Genomic DNA, 16309 nt, shown 5'->3' with positions numbered 1-16309 from the left:
CCGTCGCCCTGGACAGCCAGGGCCGTCTCGCGGCCGGCACCTCCACCGGGGGCATGACCGCCAAGCGCTGGGGTCGGGTCGGCGACGTGCCCGTCATCGGCGCCGGCACCTACGCCTCCAACGCCGACGGCTGCGCGGTCTCGGCGACCGGTTCGGGCGAGTATTTCATCCGCGCCACTGTGGCCCGCGACATCTGTCATCGCACGCGGGAAGGCGCGACCGTCCAGGCCGCGGCCGACGCCGAGATCGCCGACGTCGGCTCGATCCGCGGCGACGGCGGCGTCATCGTCATGTCGTCCAGAGGCGAAGCGGCCTTCGCCATGAACACCTCCGGCATGTACCGCGGCGCGGTCTCCAGCGCGTCGCCAGCCGCGGTGGCCATCTACGCCGACGAGAACCTGCGGCCATGAGCCGCCCGGACCTTCCCGGCATCATCCCGCCGCCGCTGATCCTGGCGATCTCGCTGCTGATCGGCTGGGGCCTGAGCCGGATCGTCGCCGATCCGGGCCTGGGCGTCGGCTGGGACGTGCGCCGCTACCTCGCCTTCGCCCTGATCGCCGGCGGCATCGTCGTCGACGGCGCCGCCACCGCCCATTTCCGCCGCCTGGGCACCCGGCCCGAACCCTGGAAGCCGACCACCGCGCTCGCCACCAACGGCCTGTACCGCTTCAGCCGCAACCCGATCTACATTGGCTTCGCCCTGATCTATGTCGGGATCTGCCTGGTCATGGACAGCCTCATCGCCCTCGCCCTCCTCGTTCCGTCGATGGTTCTGGTCGACCGCCTCGCGGTCGTCCGCGAGGAGCGCTACCTGGCCGCCCGCTTCGGCGCCGAATGGGACGCCTACCGCGCAAAGGTCCGCCGATGGCTGTGAACGAGGACGAACTCTCCACGGTCGCTATCGAGGAGTTGGACGCCGCCTGCGCCCTGCCCTGGCCCGAGATGAAGGCCATCACTCCCTGGGGCGACAGCTTCACCGGCTTCGCCCCCTCGGGCCGCGAGATCGAGATCGAGCGCCGCTACCTCTGGGCCCACGAACCGGAGGGCGCCATCGCCGTCGAGGTCGAGGTCCGCGCCGTCGGCGCCCGCCAGGGGGCCGAGGCCAAGGCCCTGATCACCGCGCCGGACTGACCTCTCCGGGCCCACGTTAACCTTTCCCGTTGCCAAGCTGAGCCGTCGCGGCAGAATGCCCGGGCCGCGCCCGGCGGCCTGACCAGCGGGAAGCCCATGTCCTACGGCGCCGACTTCGCCAACGCCGACCCGGCCAACGCGCCCCTGGACGCGCCCATCCTGCTGGGGGCCGATCCGGTCCTGTGGGCCGCGCTTCTGCTGCTGCTCCTGGCCGCCCTGCTGTTGGGCTGGTTTTTGGGCGGTCGCTCGCGGGCGCGCGAAGGCGACGCCACCGCCGCGATCTGGAAGGCGATCGACAAGGCGGCCAAGGACGCCATGAAGGCCGACGACAACGCCCTGCGCGGCAGGGCCCAGGCGCTGCTCGATATCTTGGAGCGCCGGCTGGGCAGGACCCTGTCGCTCGCGGGCGGCAAGGACGGCTTGACCGGCTGCGTCGCCGCCCTGCGCGGCGCTGTCGCGGCCGCCGGCCCGAACCGTCCAGGCCTCACGGCGCCTCCGGCCACGACGATCACGCTCACAGGGACCCTGGTCGCGGCGATCACGACTCCCCGGATGATCACGGCCACGAGGACACGCCGGCCGCAGCCGCCTCGGCGGCCAACATCGTCATCAACGTCTCCCAGTCCGCTCCGCAGCCCGGAAAGCCCGGCCACGACCACGGTCATGACCCTCATCGCCCGCCCCGGGACATGACCGCCCGCGAACAGACCGACGCCCTGCGCCTGGCCGTGGCCGCCTTCAACGAGCACTGGCGGCGCGAGGGCGCCCGCCTGAGCGAACTGCGCGGGGCGCTGGCCGAGCTCTCCGGCTCGGGCGGCGACGGCCCGAACCTCAGCCGCGGCTGATCCCGGGTTCCCCCGACCGCTGAAACGGTCTAGGCCTCAGACATGAAACTCGCCTCGCTCAAGCACGGCCGCGACGGCCGCCTCGTCGTCGTCTCCAACGATCTCGCCTGGTTCACCGACGCCTTCCTGATCGCCCCCACGCTCCAGGCGGCCCTGGACGACTGGGAGCGGGTCGAGCCCGATCTGCGCGCCCTCGCCGAAAGCCTCGAGCACGGCGGCGTGCCGCGCGGCCGGTTCCACGAGCGCGACGCCGCCTCGCCCTTGCCCCGCGCCTACCAGTGGGCCGACGGCTCGGCCTATGTGAACCACGTCGCCCTGGTGCGTCAGGCCCGCGCCGCCGAGATGCCCGACAGCTTCTGGACCGATCCGCTGATGTACCAGGGCGGGTCGGACGGCTTCCTGGCCCCGCGCGACCCGATCCCCCTGGCCGACGAGAGCTGGGGCTGCGACCTGGAGGCCGAGGTGGTGGTGGTCGTCGGCGACGTGCCCCAGGGCGTCAGCCGCGAAGAGGCCCTGTCGCACATCCGTCTGGTCGGCCTGGTCAACGACGTATCCCTGCGCAACCTGATCCCGGCCGAACTGGCCAAGGGCTTCGGCTTCGTCCAGTCCAAGCCCGCCTCGGCCCTGTCGCCGGTCCTGGTCTCGCCCGAGACGCTGGGCGACCGCTGGAAGGACGGCAAGCTGCACGGCGCCCTGTCGGTGCAGCTGAACGGCGCCGACTTCGGCATGGCCGACGCCGGCGTCGACATGACCTTCGACTTCGGGACCCTGATCGCCCACCTGGCCAGGACCCGCTCGCTGTGCGCCGGCACGGTCATCGGTTCGGGCACCGTCTCGAACCGCGACGCCGACGGCGGGCCCGGCAAGCCGGTCGCCGAGGGCGGCCTGGGCTACTCCTGCATCGCCGAGGTTCGCACGGTCGAGACCATTCTCCGTGGGAAGCCCGAGACGCCCTTCCTCAAGCACGGCGACACCGTCCGCATCGAGATGCTGGACGACAAGCACCACACCATCTTCGGCGCCATCGAGCAGACGGTCGGCCCAGTCTGACCGGCGCTTTACGTCGGCCGCGAAAGGGCTAAGCTTCCGTTTGAGCCGGCTGCCGGGGACAGCCGGTTCGGGGGAAGCTCGTGTCGACCGAACAGTTGATTCCGTTGATCGTCGTGGCGGTGGTGTTGCCGCTCGTCCTGCTGCGCAACCGCCGTCCGCGAACCCTGCGGCCCGAATGGATGTGGGTCCTGCCGCTCGTCGTCGTGGCCCTGATCGGCTTCGGCCTGTGGGGCATGTCGCGCACCAGCCAGGGCGCACCGGCCGATCCGGCCTCCCTGCTGATCCTGGCCCTCGGACTGGCGCTCGGCGCCGCGGCCGGCTGGTGGCGGGGCAAGACGGTGGTGATCCACAAGGAGCCGGACGGGACCCTGAAGGCCCAGGCCTCGCCGGCCGGCCTGCTCTTGATCGTCGGCCTGCTCGTCGCCCGCCAAGCGCTACGCCCTTGGCTGGAGCAACACGCCGCTGATTGGCATATCAGCCCCTACGCGATCATCGAGGCCTTCATGCTGTTCGCTGTTGGCGTGGTGGCGGCCCAGCGGATCGAGATGTGGATCCGCGCCCGAAAGATTCAGGCTGGCGGCGCGGACGCCCATGTGGAAATCGAGGCATGAGACGGCCAGTCCTGGCCTTGGGCGTGCTCTGCGCCGCCATCGCCTTCCCCGCCATCGCCCAGGAGCCGGCGACCGCCGCGGCGGAAGACTGGGACCTGACCGTCGACGCCGAGCAGCAGCTGACGTTGGCGACGGTGGATTTCGGCGAGAACGTCGTGGCGCTGCGCTGCAGGGCCGGCGCCTTGGATCTGCTGCTGACCGGCGTTCCCGTCTCGCTGGGAGCCACCCGCGACGTGCGCGTCTCGGCTGGCGCGAATCGTCGCCGAAGACCAGGTCTGGGTGGCGCTGGCCGGCCGGCCCGTCCTGGGTGCGGACGAACCGGCCCGCCTGGCCCGCCAGCTGCGCGCGGGCGGCGAACTGGACCTCCGGATCGACAAGGAGACCGACACGGACCGGGCGCGCCGATATCGCCTGACGACGCCGGCCTCGGCGGCCTCGGTGAATGCGGTGCTCACCGCGTGCGGCTTGCCGGCGGACGAGCCTCGCGATCTCATTCCGCGTTCGCCCATCGACGGCGACACGGTCTGGCGATCCATGCCCGCCGCCGAGTACCCGAACAATCCCGACGCGCTTGGCATCGGCGGCGCCCGCGTCGTGGTCTCCTGTATCGTCGGGCAGGCCATGGAGATGACGGACTGCCGCCTGGAGTCCGAAACTCCCGCCGGTTACGGCTTCGGCGCCAGCGCCCTCGCCGGAGCCCGCCGGGCGGTGCTCGGTCCGCGGCCGGACGGCGAGGACGTCCGCGGCCGGCTGGTCCGCATCGTGTCGCGGTTCGTGCCGCCGGCGTCCTGAGTTTCGCGATCGGCGCCTCAGACGGTCCTCGCCTGACTGTGACGGCCGCCCGGCGCGGCCTCAGCGGATCTCCGCTGGACGACTTCCGGGCGATCTTCGACGCGGGTTGATGTCGCGCCAAGGCCGGTATAGGTCCCCTCGCATGCGGGCGTGGTGAAACTGGTAGACGCGCCGGACTCAAAATCCGGTTCCGAAAGGAGTGTCGGTTCGAGCCCGACCGCCCGCACCATCTCTCCAGACGAAGGCGACGGACCTCACTGGGGCGGGCGCGCCCTCATGAACGTCCACACCAGACCGGCGCGGCCGCGCTGATCAGGGCCGTCAGCGGGATCAGCGCCCAGGTCAGGTCCAAGGCGTCGCTCTGCGTGAGCGCGAAAAGCCCGCCCAGGATCGCCAGCCCGAAGACGCCGTAATCCAGCACGATCCATCGGCGGAACGTCCGGATCAACGCAAAGCCGGCCAGAAGCGCGATGCTCGCGACGGCCTCCACGAACACCACGAAATCCATCGAATCGAATTCGAGCACGCACGTCCTCCGGCTTGTCCGGAATGGAACGGCTCAGCCCGGAGGCATCAACCTCGTCGAACTACCGGGGCGCGAAGCGCGTAGTCTACGGGAACGGGCCGCTATCGCTTCCAGAGCGCCAGCACGAACAGCGCCAGCGAGATCAGGGGCGCGACGGTCCGCACCGTGTTCCAGCGCGTCCAGTCGACCAGATACGTCCGCCATAGGCCCTCGGCTTCGCCGCCCGAGACGGCGGCCAGCCGGTCGTTCAAGGGCACGTTGAAGACCATGGTCACGCCGAAGCAGCCGATCACGAAGATCACGCTCGCCGCCAGCACCAGCCAGGCGCGCGGATCGCCCAGCGACGTCAGCGACCAGATCGCCAGCGCGACGCACAGCAGGGTCGTGCCCATGAACACGATCATGAAGCTGGGCGTGATCACCGTCACATTGATGGCGTTCATCGCATTGACGCCCTCGCTGGTCGTCACCCGGCCCAGGCCGGCCATGATGAAGGACGAGAAGGCGTAGAAGACGCCCGCGTTCAGCGCCGCGCCCAGCACAGCCAGGAACACGGCGATCGGAACGGCCTTGGCGATCATGACTGCGTCTCCCAGGCGACCGGCGGAGTGTGCGCTCCTCCACGCCCGCCGTGAACCGGAAAGAAAGCCGGGCTTTTTCGCCGCTGTGCGGTTGCGTCGCGCCGCTCCAGCCCGCATCTGGCCCCAATGACCTCCTCCCCGCCCGTCGCCGTCCCCGCCGCCAAGGGCCCGGGGTTCCCCGAGTTCGTCTGCCTGATCGCCTTCCTGATGGCGCTCAACGCGCTCGCCATCGACGCCATGCTGCCGGCCCTGCCGATGATCGGCGACGCCTTGGGCGTCGTGCGCGAGAACGACCGGCAATGGATCGTCACCGCCTACCTGCTCGGCTTCGGCGCCGCCCAGATCGTCTACGGCCCGCTGGCGGACCGCTTCGGCCGCAAGCCGATCCTGATGATCGGGGTCGGCCTCTATGTCCTGTTCAGCGCCTTGGCCGCCTTCGCCCATACGTTCGACATGCTGATCCTGGCCCGGATCGGCACCGGCGTCGGGGCGGCCTCCTTGCGCGTCCTGGCCGTCTCCATCGTGCGCGACCGCTACAGCGGCCGAACCATGGCGCGGGTCATGTCGCTGAGCTTCCTGGTCTTCCTGGGCGTGCCGATCATCGCCCCCAGCCTCGGAGCCGCGATCCTGCACGTCGCGCCCTGGCCCTGGATCTTCGGCGTCCTGGCGCTGGCCGGCGCCTCGGTCATGCTGTGGGCGGCGCTTCGCCTGCCCGAGACCCTGCATGCCGAAGACCGCCTGCCCATCCAGCCCGCCCGCATCGCCGGCGCCTTCCGCGAAGCCCTGACCAACCGTCAGGCGCTGGGCTACACCCTGGCGATGACGGCGATCACCGGCGCCCTGTTCGGCTTCCTGAACTCGTCGCAGCAGATCTTCGCCGACGTCTTCGACGCGGCCGACGTCTTCCCTCTGGTCTTCGCCCTGATCGCCGGCGGCATCGCTGTCGCCAGCCTGCTGAACGCCAGCCTCGTCGAGCGGCTGGGCAGCCGGATGCTCTCCCACTCCGCCCTGATCGGCTTCACCGGCGTCGCGGCGGCCCATACCGCCGTCTCGGCCCTGGGCCTGGAGACCATCTGGACCTTCGGCCTGCTGCAGGCCCTGACCATGTTCTGTTTCGGCTTCATCGCCGGCAATTTCGGCTCCATGGCCATGGAGCCGATGGGCCACATCGCCGGCACGGCCTCCTCGGTCCAGGGCTTCATCTCCACGACCCTGGGCGCCTTCATCGGCTTCTTCATCGGCCAGCAGTTCGCCGGCAGCGCCACCCCCATGGCGGCCGGCATCGCGGTCTGCGGCCTGATCGCCCTGGGCTTCGTCCTGGTCGCCGAGCGCGGCCGCCTGTTCAAGGCCAAACACCTGGCTCCGGCGCCGTCGGCCTCTTGATCTTTTCGGTCCGGCGGGGCGTTGTCCCGCCGATAGGAAACCATCAGGCCTCGAACAGCCCGAACGGCGACAGGCCCCAGGAAGGACCCCGATGATCCGCACGACCGGCCTCGTCTCCGCCCTCGCTCTCGCCTTCGCCATCGGAGGATGCGCCGCCATGCCCGGTTCTGGCTCCGACATGCCGCCGGTCGCCGGCGCGCGCGCCCCGATCCAGTACGTCGTCGACGCCCATTCCTATGCGCGGCCCGAGACGGCGCGGGTGCGCCACGTCGATCTGGATCTGGCGGTGGACTTCGAAAGCAAGATCCTGTCGGGCACGGCGGCGCTGGACATCGACGGCGCGGCCGGGGCGAGCGAGATCGTTCTGGACGCTCGGAACCTGGACATTCGCGCGGTCACCGACGGGACCGGTCAGCCGCTGCGGTTCGAACTGGGCGGCGAGCGCCCGTTCATCGGCCAGCCTCTGACGGTGCGTTTCGCCGCCCCGCTGGCGACCGACGGCGAGACGCGCCGCGTCGTCGTGCGCTACGCCACCCGCCCGGACGCGGCCGCGCTTCAGTGGCTCACCCCGGCCCAGACCGCCGGCGGCCGGAAGCCCTACCTATTCAGCCAGGGTCAGGCGATCCTGACCCGCACCTGGGTGCCCACCCAGGACAGCCCGGGCATCCGCCAGACCTGGTCGGCCCGCATCACGGCTCCGGAAGACCTGAAGGTGGTCATGAGCGCCGAAATGCTGACGCCGGAGGGCGCGCAGCACGGCCCCGGCGTGCGCACCTGGGCCTTCCGGATGACCAATCCGGTCCCGCCTTATCTGATCGCGCTGGGCGTCGGCGACGTGGCCTTCGAGGCGATCGACGAGCGCACGGGCGTCTGGACCGAACCCTCTCGCCTGCACGCCGCCCACGACGAGCTGACTCCGACCGCCGAGATGGTCGACGTGGCCGAGCAGCTGTACGGCCCCTACCGCTGGGGCCGCTACGACCTGCTGGTCCTGCCGCCGTCCTTCCCGTTCGGCGGCATGGAGAACCCGCGCCTGACCTTCGCCACCCCGACCATCATCGCTGGGGACCAGTCCCTGGTCAGCCTGGTCGCGCACGAGCTGGCGCACTCGTGGTCCGGCAACCTGGTGACCAACGCCACCTGGGCCGACTTCTGGCTCAACGAGGGCTTCACCGTCTATTTCGAGAACCGGATCATGGAGCGGCTGTACGGCCGCGACCGCGCCCTGATGCTTCAGTCCCTGGGCTGGGGCGACCTGCAGACGACCCTGGCCGACCTGCCGCCCGCCGACACCCGGCTGAAGCTGAACCTGGACGGCCGCGATCCCGACGAGGGCCTGACCGACGTCGCCTATGAAAAGGGCGCCGCCTTCCTGCGCACCATTGAACGCATCGTGGGCCGCGAGCGCTTCGACGCCTGGCTGAAGGGCTATTTCGACCGCAACGCCTTCCGGCCGATGACCACCGAACTGTTCCTGGAGGACATCCGCGCCCACCTGATCCGCGGCGACCAGACCCTGGAGCGCCAGCTGATGATGGACGACTGGATCTATCAGCCGGGGATGCCGTCCAACTGGGTCCCGCCGGTGTCGGACGCCTTCGTCCCCGTGGACGCCGCCGCGGCGGCCTTCGACGCGGGCGGCGCGGCCTCGGCCATCCCATGGGCCGGCTGGTCGACCCAGGAGCGCCAGCGCTTCATGGCCTACCGCCCGGCCGGCCTGGCCGCGGGCGAGGACTGGCTGACCCCGGCCCAACTGGCCGACCTGGAGGCGACCCTGAACCTGCGCGAGGAAGGCAACGCCGAGGTCCTGTTCGGCTGGCTGCAGATCGCCATCCAGCACCGCTACCAGCCCGCCGTCCCCACCCTGGAGCATTTTCTGACCACCCAGGGCCGGCGCAAATTCGTCCTGCCCCTGTTCACCAGCCTGTGGGCCGAGGGGGACTGGGGCCGCCCGATCGCCACCCGCATCTACGCCCAGGCCCGCCCGGGGTATCACCCGGTGACCTTCAACTCAGTCGACGCCGTGGTGGGGAGGCCGCGGTAGGGGGGCACGGAGCAGGGTGCCTTCAGTCCACTCAATCTTCTTCATCGTCATGGCCGGGCTCGTCCCGGCCATCCATGATCTCTGACTTCAACCATCCGCGCTCCGCCCTTCGGCCGCTCGCGTCCATGGGTCCCCGGGACAAGCCCGGGGATGACGCGAGATGAAGTCAAATCTCCCTCGCCGCCATGTGACCACCCCTGCCTTGGCTTCGCGCCTTCCGAACACTAGGTTCCGCGCGACATCGGCGAGCCAACGCCGAACGCTTCCTTCAGGAGACGACCCATGCACGACGCCCCCCAATCCGAGGCCGCCGCCCGCCTCGACCAGGAGAATCCGCTCGGCGTCGACGGCTTCGAGTTCGTGGAGTTCACCGGCCCGGATCCGGCCGCCATGGTCGCCCGTCTGGAACTGATGGGTTTCACCGCCACCCATGTGAACCCGACCAATGACGTCGTCCGCCTGAAGCAGGGCGACATCACGCTTCTGGTCAACCGCTCGCCCAAGGGTCAGGCGGGCGAGTTCGCGACCGAGCACGGCCCCTCGGCCAACGGCATGGCCTTCCGCGTCGCCGACGCCAAGGCGCCTTCGAGGGCGCGGTCTCGCGCGGCGCCCGCGCGGCTCAGGGCCACGACGGCGGCGCCCTGGGCGGCGGTTATCCCTATATCCTGCAGGGTATCGGCGGCTCGCTGCTCTACATCATCGACCAGTACGGCGAGCAGGGCTCGCTCTACGACGGCTGGGACGAGATCGAGGGCTGGGAGGAGGCCGAACGCAAGAACTCGGTCGGCCTGTTCATGCTCGACCACCTGACCCACAACGTGCGCCGCGGCCAGATGCGCACTTGGTCGGGCTTCTACGGCGACGTCTTCAACTTCGAAGAGCAGAAGTATTTCGACATCAAGGGCAAGGCGACGGGCCTGTTCTCCCAGGCCATGATCGCGCCGGACCGCGCCATCCGCATTCCGCTGAACGAAAGCCAGGACGAGAACTCGCAGATCGAGGAGTTCCTGCGCCGCTACAACGGCGAGGGCATCCAGCACATCGCGCTCGCCACCGACGACATCTTCGAGACGGTCGAGGAGATGAAGCGCCGCGGCATCCCCTTCCAGGACACCATCGAGACCTATTTCGAACTGATCGACAAACGCCTGCCGGGCCACGGCGAGGACGTGGAGCGGATGCGCAAGAACCGCATCCTGATCGACGGCTCGGACCAGGACGGCCTGCTGCTGCAGATCTTCACCCAGGACACCTTCGGCCCGATCTTCTTCGAGATCATCCAGCGCAAGGGCAACCAGGCGTTCGGCGAGGGCAATTTCCAGGCCCTCTTCGATTCCATCGAGCTGGATCAGATCCGGCGCGGCGTCATCAAGGTGGATGCCTGATCCCGCATGAGTGGGTTCCGCTTCGGCCCGCCGGCGTGGCTTCCCTGGCTCGGTCCGCTTCTGGCGGCCGGCGTCGGGGCCCTGGCCGGCGAGTTCTGGCTTGGCGGGGGCTTCTGGACGGTGCTGGCCGCCGCCCTCGTCTGCGGCTTCGCCCCGATCATCGGCTACCGCCTCTGGAAGTGGCGATGGCACAGGAAGGGGTGACGGCGGCTCGCTGAGTCAGACGTTTCGGCGTCCCGCTTCGAGCACCCTCTCCTTCAGCACTTCCTCCAGCCATTCGGCGAACACCTGGACCCGGCGGGACAGGTGCTGCCGGTGAGGGTAGAGCAACGTCACCGGCATGCGCTCGGCGCGATGGTCGGGCATCACCTCGACAAGTTCGCCCGCGTCCAAATGCGCCTGGACGTCGTAGGCGGGGATTTGGATCAGGCCCAGGCCCGCCAGGCAGCACGAAATATAGGCTTCGGCGCTGTTGACCGTGACCCGGCCTCGCATAGGAAGGGACCGCACGCCGTCTTCCGTCAACCAGTCCCAGGTCTCGCTCCGCCCCGTCGAGGGCGAGGCGTAGTGAACCGCGTGGTGCGAGGGCAGGTCCGCGGGCGTTTCCGGAACGCCGTGGCGGGCCAGGTAGTCGGGGCTGGCCACGTTGATCAGCGCCAGGTCGCCGAAGTGCCGGGCGATCATGCCGGAATCGGACAGCGGCCCGACCCGTAGCACGCAGTCGATGCTGTCCTCGATCAGGTTCACCGCCCGGTCGGTCACGCCCAGATCGATGTCGATCTCCGGATATCGCGACAGGAAGCGAGGCAGGGCGGGCGCGATAATCAGCCGGCCGATCCGGCCGGGTACGTCGACTCTCAGCCGGCCTGACGGCCCTCCGCCCTCGCGCCGGAACAGGCTCTCGGTGTCCTCGACATCGGCGATCACCGACAGGCACCGGTCGTAGAAGGCCACGCCGTCCTGCGTCGGAGCCACCTTCCGCGTCGTCCGGTGCAGCAGTCGCGCACCAACCCGGCTCTCCAGTTCGATCACCGCCGCGGACACCGACGAGCGTGGCAGGCCCAAGCCGTCGGCGGCGCGGGTGAAACTCCGGCACTCGACCACGCGTGCGAAGATGCGGAACAGGTCGATGCGGTCCACGGGCGGTCCTGATTAGACGTCGATCCTGACAAGTCATGTCAGAACTAGAAGCTTTATCAAGAAAGCCCGAACGGCATTCTCTCCGGACAGGCGGTCGCGCGGTGCGGCCGCGCCAGAAGGGCCAACGCCATGACCGACCACAGCATCAAGGGTAAGACCGTCCTCATCGCCGGCGGCGCCAAGAACCTGGGCGGGCTGCTCGCTCGAGACCTGGCGGAGCAGGGCGCCCGGGCCGTCGCGATCCATTACAACAGCGCCCCGGCCCAGGCAGACGCGGAAGCGACCCTGGCCGCGGTTCGGGCGGCCGGCGCGGAAGGCTTCGCTTTTCAGGCGGATCTGACCACCGCCGCCGCGATGGAAAAACTATTCGCCGACGCCCGTGCCGCGATGGGTTCGATCGACATCGCGGTGAACACCGTCGGGAAGGTGCTAAAAAAACCGATGGTCGAGATCGGCGAAGCCGAGTTCGACCAGATGAGCGCGGTGAACTCCAAGTCCGCCTTCTTCTTCCTCAAGGAAGCGGGCAAGGCCGTGAGCGACAACGGCAAAATCTGCACCTTGGTGACCTCGCTGCTGGGCGCCTACACCCCCTTCTACGCCGCCTATGCGGGGACCAAGGCCCCAGTCGAGCACTACACCCGCGCCGCATCCAAGGAACTGGGCGAGCGGGGAATCTCGGTCACCGCCATCGGCCCGGGACCGATGGACACGCCCTTCTTCTACCCGGCCGAAGGCGCCGACGCCGTGGCCTATCACAAGAGCGCCGCGGCTCTATCCCCGTCCTCCAAGACGGGGCTCACGGACATCGAAGACATCGTCCCCTGGATTCGTTTCCTGGTTTCGGACGGCTGGTGGATGACGGGCCAGACCATCCTCGTGAACGGCGGCTACACGACCAAGTAGCGCCTTCGGCGCGGTCGCCCCCCAACCGGGCTGGCCGCGCCATCCCTTGGCAAGCAAAAGGAAACGGGTCGTGACGAACGGTTATCAGCCGCTCTTTGACGCACAGAAGGCGCACTTCCTCAGCGACGCCACCAAGGGCTACGATTGGCGGATCGACCAGCTGGATCGCATGGAACGCCTGCTGGTCGACAACCAGCAGGCGTTCTGCGACGCCCTTCGCCAGGACTTCAGCAAACCGCCCTTCGAACAGCTGTTCGAGATCACCGTCCCGCTCGGCGTGATCGACTACTATCGCCGCAATCTGCGCGAGCTGATGACGCCGCAGCCGGTGGAGATACCGCCCGGCCTGGAGGCCACGGGCAACCGGGGCGTCATCTACAAGGAGCCCTATGGCGTCACCCTGGTGATCGGACCTTTCAACGCTCCAATCCTGCTGCTGCTTGACCCGGCCATCGCCGCCCTCGCGGCCGGCAACCCGGTGATCCTGAAGCCGGCCAACACCACTCCGGCGACCGCCGCCCTCTTCCAGAACCTGATTCCGCGCTATTTCGCGTCCGAGAACGTCGCGATCGTAACCGGCGGGCGCGAGGAGATCGGCACCCTGCTGGAGCTGCCGTTCGACTTCATCTTTTTCACCGGCTCCTCGGCCGTCGGCAAGGTGGTGATGCGCGCCGCCGCCGAGCATCTGACGCCGATCCTGCTCGAGCTGGGCGGCCAGAACCCAGCGATCGTCGATAGAACCGCGAACCTGGACATCGCCGCCGACCGTATCGTCTGGGGGCACAACGCCATCTCGGGCCAGTGGTGCATCGCGCCCGGCTACGTCTGCGTGGACGAGAGCGTCGCCGACCTGTTCGTCGCCAAGCTCAAGGCCTCGATCGTCAGGATGTACGGGGAAGACCCGGCCCTGAGTCCGGACTTCGCCCGCATGATCACTGAGCACGACGCCGAGCGGGTGGCCTCCTACATCCTGCCGGAAAAGGTCGTCCACGGCGGCCGCTTCGATGTGAAGGCGCGTTACGTCGAGCCGACCCTGCTCTACCCCTCGGACTGGAGCGACCCCGCCCTGCAACAGGAAGTCTTCGGCCCGGTGCTGCCGATCCTGGCCTACCGCGACCTGGAGACGACGCTTGGCATCATCAAGCGCAAGCCCAAGCCGCTGGCGGCCTATGTCTTCAGCAAGGACCAGACGACGATCGACCGAGTCCTGGGATCGCTGTCCTTCGGCGGCGGCTGCGTCAACCAGACCAACCTGCACTGCTGGATCGACAGCCTGCCCTTCGGCGGCGTCGGCGCCAGCGGCATGGGCAAATATTATGGCAAGGCCGGGTTCGACGCGCTGTCCAACACCAAGGCGATGCTGATCGGCAACCCGGATCTGGAACTGGATGTCTTCCCGCCCTACGCGGGAAAGGACATCGAAAAGAACCTGAGCGTCTTCTCGGCCAGACCGGCCTCCGGATAGGTTGCCGAACGCTCCGCGGGCGGGCGAGGCCTCGCGCTCATCGACGTCCCTTGCGTTCTCCGCGCCTCATGGGCATCGGGCTTCGGCCGTGCGGCTCGTCAGGCCGATGTCCGCGACGGCGAGCTTCTGCGCGGAGCCGGACCTCAGCGCGAACGGCGTCTCGATCGCCGTCACCCCGGACAGGTCCGGGCTGAAACACGACAACGGCACCCGAAGGCTCATCCAGACGCCTGGACGGGCGTCCGCCAGCAAGGGCGCGATATCGACCCATTGACGGCCGAAGCCGAGTTCGAGCGGACCGGACAACGGCCCGTCGGGGCGGATCGAGAAGGCGAGGACCATGTCGCCGTTCCGCTGTCGGGAAAGATCGACCGCAGGCCCGGTGATGAGGGCTTCGGCCGGTCCGGTGTAGGTCAGGGCGAACGCGCTCTCCTGCGCCGCCCCGTCGGTGGGCCGCACGGACAGCGTCCCGCGCGGGCTGGAAGCCGAGAGGACGCCGCCGACCCGGCTGTCGCCGCCCTCGTCGCGCAACATCAGGGACCAGGGCGACTGGACACGGCCGTCGGTGAAGTAGGTGTCGGCGTTGCCGCGGACAGCGGATACGCCAGGATCCTCGGACAGCACGCCCACAGGGGCCGGAGCCGCATAGCTGAGGCCATATCCGTACGGGAACTGGGGAGCGTAGCCGGGCTCGCCGACGTTCAGCACGTCCTGTCCCGCGTCCCGGGGCCATGAGAACGACAGACGGCCGGTGAAGTCGAAGGCCGCGCGGCCGTCGGGACCCGCGACCAGCACGTCGGCGACCCCCGCGCCTTCCGTTCCCGGCAGCCAGGCGGCCACGAAGGCGTCGGACGCGTTGATCTCGGGATTGGTCCACAGAGGCCGGCCGCTGAGGAAGACCGAAACCGTTGGAATGCCGGCCGCCTTGTATCGGCGCAGCAGCTCGAGCGACTCCTCGGGGCCGAAGTCCAGGGTTTCGATGTCGCCCTGGAACTCCGCATAGGGCGTCTCGCCGAAGACGACGATGGCGACGTCCGGCCGGGTCTCCCAGGCGCCGTCCGCGCTGAGCTCGGCCGTGCCGCCGCTGGCCTTCACCGCCGCCTCCAGGCCCGCCCAGATGGAGACGCCGCCGGGGAAGTCGGCGTTGGTCGTCCCCGTCCCCTGCCAGGTCACCGTCCACCCGCCCGCCGCCTGACCGATGGCATCGGCCGCCTCGCCGGCGACCAGGACCGCGCGCCGGACGGATGGGCAGCACGCCTTCGTTCTTGAGCAGGACCAGCGACTTGCGCACCGCCTCCCGCGCCAGGGCGCGATGCGCCTCCGAGCCGAAGAGGTCGGTGCGCCCTTCCAGCGAGCGATCGCGGTCGAAGACCCCGAGCTTGTACTTGACCCGCAGGATGCGCCGCACGGCGTCGTCCAGCCGCGCCGCCGGGATCTCGCCCGAGCGCGCCTGGGCCAGGGTGTTGAGATAGAGGCCGCGCCAGCTGTCGGGGGCCATGAACATGTCCAGGCCCGCGTTGATGGCCTGGGGACAGCTTTCATTGCTGCAACCCGGGATCTGGCCATGGGCGTTCCAGTCGCCGACCACGAAGCCCTGGAAGCCCATCCGGTCCTTCAGGACGTCGGTCAGCAGCGACCGGTTGCCGGTGATCTTGACGCCGTTCCAGCTCGAGAAGGACGCCATCACCGTCAGGACCCCGGCGTCGATGGCCGGGACGTAGCCCTGGGCGTGGATGCCGACCAGTTCGGACTCAGGGATCACCGCATCGCCCTGATCGACGCCGTCGGCCGTCCCGCCGTCGGCGAGGAAATGCTTGGCCGATCCTGCGATGCGGTCCCGCGCCAGGGGCCGACCGGCGACCAGCGCCCCCTGGAGCCCGCGCGTCATCGGACCGGCGTAACTGGCGACGATCTCGGGATTCTCGCCATAGCCTTCATAGGCCCGCCCCCACCGATCGTTCCGGGGAACGGCCAGCGTCGGCCCGAACGTCCAGTCCGCGCCGGAGGCGACCACTTCCTGCGCGGTCGCCGCGCCGATCCGCTCGATCAGGCCGGGATCGCGTGCGGCGCCCAGGCCGATGTTGTGCGGAAACAGCGTGGCGCCGACGATGTTGTTGTGCCCGTGGACGGCGTCGATCCCGAACATCAAGGGAATGGCCGCGCCGGGTCGCGCCGCCGCCGCTTCGCGGAAGGCTTGCGAGAGCGCGGCCCAGTCCCGCAGCGGAGCCCGCTCGTTCCCGCCCGGCGCCGAGTTGCCGCCCGCCAGGATCGACCCGATCGGATAGGTCGCCAAGTCGGTCGGGGCGATGGAGCCGATGTCGGCCTGGATCAGCTGGCCGACCTTCTCCTCGATCGTCATGCGCGCCATCAGGCGTCGTCAGGGCCTCGGTCCGCGGCGTCGGTGATCGCGGCCGGGCTGGCGGCGGCGGGCCAGGCCGAGGGATTCGCCGTCG

The 16309-nt window shown here is 69.3% G+C and carries 17 protein-coding genes, 1 tRNA gene and 2 pseudogenes; 15 read left to right on the top strand and 5 right to left on the bottom strand.

All coding sequences use genetic code 11. The annotated features are described in order from the left end of the window. From AC2W7C_RS03460 to AC2W7C_RS03420, 9 genes are all read left to right on the top strand, one after another. Window positions 1-410 (top strand): isoaspartyl peptidase/L-asparaginase (locus tag AC2W7C_RS03460; RefSeq protein ID WP_486000189.1); only part of this gene is annotated, 410 nt, incomplete at its 5' end. Then, complete coding sequence (locus AC2W7C_RS03455) at window positions 407-874, top strand: methyltransferase family protein (protein WP_486000188.1); 468 nt, start codon at window positions 407-409, stop codon at window positions 872-874. The genes AC2W7C_RS03460 and AC2W7C_RS03455, both read left to right, overlap by 4 nt. Then, window positions 865-1131: a hypothetical protein gene (locus tag AC2W7C_RS03450; protein WP_486000187.1), complete on the top strand. Its 267-nt coding sequence runs from the start codon at window positions 865-867 to the stop codon at window positions 1129-1131. Before AC2W7C_RS03455 ends, AC2W7C_RS03450 begins: the two co-directional genes overlap by 10 nt. Before the next feature lie 96 nt (window positions 1132-1227). Then, a complete protein-coding gene (locus tag AC2W7C_RS03445) occupies window positions 1228-1824 on the top strand; it encodes a hypothetical protein (protein ID WP_486000186.1) in 597 nt (198 codons plus the stop codon). Continuing rightward, the gene (locus tag AC2W7C_RS03440; RefSeq protein ID WP_486000185.1) at window positions 1821-1976 is read left to right on the top strand and encodes a hypothetical protein; all 156 of its coding nucleotides are present in this window, start codon (window positions 1821-1823) and stop codon (window positions 1974-1976) included. The genes AC2W7C_RS03445 and AC2W7C_RS03440 overlap by 4 nt, the downstream gene beginning before the upstream one ends. Window positions 1977-2018: 42 nt before the next feature. Continuing rightward, window positions 2019-3026 (top strand): fumarylacetoacetate hydrolase family protein, encoded by a 1008-nt coding sequence (locus AC2W7C_RS03435; protein WP_486000184.1) that lies wholly within the window; start codon window positions 2019-2021, stop codon window positions 3024-3026. 95 nt (window positions 3027-3121) lie between these two features. Next, the gene (locus tag AC2W7C_RS03430; protein WP_486000183.1) at window positions 3122-3637 is read left to right on the top strand and encodes a CcdC protein domain-containing protein; all 516 of its coding nucleotides are present in this window, start codon (window positions 3122-3124) and stop codon (window positions 3635-3637) included. Between the two features lie 279 nt (window positions 3638-3916). Continuing rightward, entirely contained in the window at window positions 3917-4429 is a 513-nt protein-coding gene (locus tag AC2W7C_RS03425; protein ID WP_486000182.1) for a hypothetical protein, read from the top strand. A 144-nt stretch (window positions 4430-4573) separates the two neighbouring features. Continuing rightward, window positions 4574-4658: transfer RNA gene (locus AC2W7C_RS03420), tRNA-Leu, on the top strand. 45 nt (window positions 4659-4703) lie between these two features. Here AC2W7C_RS03420 and AC2W7C_RS03415 read toward each other — a convergent pair. Beyond that, complete coding sequence (locus AC2W7C_RS03415; RefSeq protein WP_486000181.1) at window positions 4704-4955, bottom strand: hypothetical protein; 252 nt, start codon at window positions 4953-4955, stop codon at window positions 4704-4706. Window positions 4956-5056: 101 nt separating this feature from the next. Next, window positions 5057-5536 (bottom strand): anthrone oxygenase family protein, encoded by a 480-nt coding sequence (locus AC2W7C_RS03410; protein ID WP_486000180.1) that lies wholly within the window; start codon window positions 5534-5536, stop codon window positions 5057-5059. Between the two features lie 126 nt (window positions 5537-5662). Between AC2W7C_RS03410 and AC2W7C_RS03405 the strand changes: the two genes are divergently transcribed. The 4 genes and pseudogenes from AC2W7C_RS03405 (at window position 5663) to AC2W7C_RS03390 (ending at window position 10552) form a co-directional block, all read left to right on the top strand. Beyond that, window positions 5663-6919 carry a multidrug effflux MFS transporter gene (locus AC2W7C_RS03405; RefSeq protein ID WP_486000179.1) on the top strand — a complete coding sequence of 419 codons (1257 nt, stop codon included), beginning with the start codon at window positions 5663-5665 and terminating at the stop codon, window positions 6917-6919. 91 nt (window positions 6920-7010) lie between these two features. Next, a complete protein-coding gene (locus AC2W7C_RS03400; RefSeq protein ID WP_486000178.1) occupies window positions 7011-8963 on the top strand; it encodes a M1 family metallopeptidase in 1953 nt (650 codons plus the stop codon). Window positions 8964-9245: 282 nt separating this feature from the next. Further along, window positions 9246-10348, top strand: a pseudogene (hppD, locus tag AC2W7C_RS03395) (4-hydroxyphenylpyruvate dioxygenase). A 6-nt stretch (window positions 10349-10354) separates the two neighbouring features. Beyond that, window positions 10355-10552, top strand: coding sequence for a hypothetical protein (locus AC2W7C_RS03390; protein ID WP_486000177.1), 198 nt, complete (start codon window positions 10355-10357; stop codon window positions 10550-10552). A gap of 15 nt (window positions 10553-10567) precedes the next feature. On the opposite strand, the gene AC2W7C_RS03385 is transcribed toward AC2W7C_RS03390, so the two are convergent. Then, the gene (locus AC2W7C_RS03385; protein ID WP_486000176.1) at window positions 10568-11488 is read right to left on the bottom strand and encodes a LysR family transcriptional regulator; all 921 of its coding nucleotides are present in this window, start codon (window positions 11486-11488) and stop codon (window positions 10568-10570) included. Window positions 11489-11617: 129 nt separating this feature from the next. Between AC2W7C_RS03385 and AC2W7C_RS03380 the strand changes: the two genes are divergently transcribed. Together AC2W7C_RS03380 and AC2W7C_RS03375 are read left to right on the top strand one after the other, a co-directional pair. Next, complete coding sequence (locus tag AC2W7C_RS03380) at window positions 11618-12391, top strand: SDR family oxidoreductase (protein WP_486000175.1); 774 nt, start codon at window positions 11618-11620, stop codon at window positions 12389-12391. Window positions 12392-12461: 70 nt separating this feature from the next. Beyond that, window positions 12462-13856, top strand: coding sequence for an aldehyde dehydrogenase family protein (locus AC2W7C_RS03375; RefSeq protein WP_486000174.1), 1395 nt, complete (start codon window positions 12462-12464; stop codon window positions 13854-13856). A gap of 66 nt (window positions 13857-13922) precedes the next feature. On the opposite strand, the gene AC2W7C_RS03370 is transcribed toward AC2W7C_RS03375, so the two are convergent. Both AC2W7C_RS03370 and AC2W7C_RS03365 read right to left on the bottom strand, forming a co-directional pair. Then, window positions 13923-15398: a putative glycoside hydrolase gene (locus AC2W7C_RS03370; RefSeq protein ID WP_486000173.1), complete on the bottom strand. Its 1476-nt coding sequence runs from the start codon at window positions 15396-15398 to the stop codon at window positions 13923-13925. Further along, window positions 15304-16215: pseudogene (locus AC2W7C_RS03365) on the bottom strand (glycoside hydrolase family 3 protein); the annotation flags it as partial. The pseudogene AC2W7C_RS03365 and the gene AC2W7C_RS03370, both read right to left, overlap by 95 nt. Window positions 16216-16309 lie beyond the last annotated feature (94 nt).

The organism is Brevundimonas sp. CURTG3B2_SDJG (assembly GCF_057364705.1).
This window is presented reverse-complemented; position numbering and strand designations above follow the sequence as displayed.